At 70.5% G+C, this 823-nt stretch carries 1 protein-coding gene; it reads left to right on the forward strand.

Features of this window, described 5'->3' with window-relative positions:
• On the forward strand, positions 1–823 hold an 823-nt coding region (locus IH13_RS0107500), incomplete at both ends, for a HAMP domain-containing protein (protein ID WP_037840937.1).

Genomic DNA, 823 nt, shown 5'->3' on the forward strand with positions numbered 1-823 from the left:
AGGTCGGCACCGAAGGCCGTCTCGGCGGCCAGGCCCGCGTACCGAACGTCGCGGGGACCTGGAAGGACCTCACCGACAACGTCAACTCGATGGCGAACAACCTGACCGGCCAGGTCCGCAACATCGCCCTCGTCACCACCGCCGTCGCCAACGGCGACCTCTCCAAGAAGATCGACGTCGACGCGCGCGGCGAGATCCTGGAGCTCAAGACCACCATCAACACGATGGTCGACCAGCTGTCCTCCTTCGCCGCCGAGGTGACCCGGGTCGCCCGCGAGGTCGGCAGCGAGGGCCGCCTCGGCGGACAGGCCGAGGTCGAGGGTGTGTCGGGCACCTGGAAGCGCCTCACCGAGAACGTCAACGAACTCGCCGGGAACCTCACCCGTCAGGTACGGGCCATCGCCGAGGTCGCCAGCGCCGTGGCCGAGGGCGACCTGACCCGGTCCATCACCGTCGACGCCTCCGGTGAGGTCGCGGAGCTGAAGGACAACATCAACTCCATGGTCGGCTCCCTGCGCGAGACGACCCGGGCCAACCAGGAACAGGACTGGCTGAAGTCCAACCTCGCGCGCGTCTCCGGGCTGATGCAGGGCCACCGCGACCTGGAGGTCGTCGGCGCCCTGGTCATGGAGGAGCTCACCCCGCTGGTCGCCGCCCAGTACGGCGCGTTCTACCTCGCCGAGGAGACCCCCGAGGGCACCGAGCTGCGCATCGTCGGCTCCTACGGCCGCCCGGCCGGCAACGGCCACGACCGCTTCAAGATGGGGGAGTCGCTCGTCGGCCAGGCCGCCCGCAGCCGCCGTACCATCGCGGCGGGCGGGGG

The sequence above is a fragment of the Streptomyces sp. NRRL WC-3549 genome, assembly GCF_000721935.1.
In the GTDB taxonomy this organism is placed as follows: domain Bacteria; phylum Actinomycetota; class Actinomycetes; order Streptomycetales; family Streptomycetaceae; genus Streptomyces.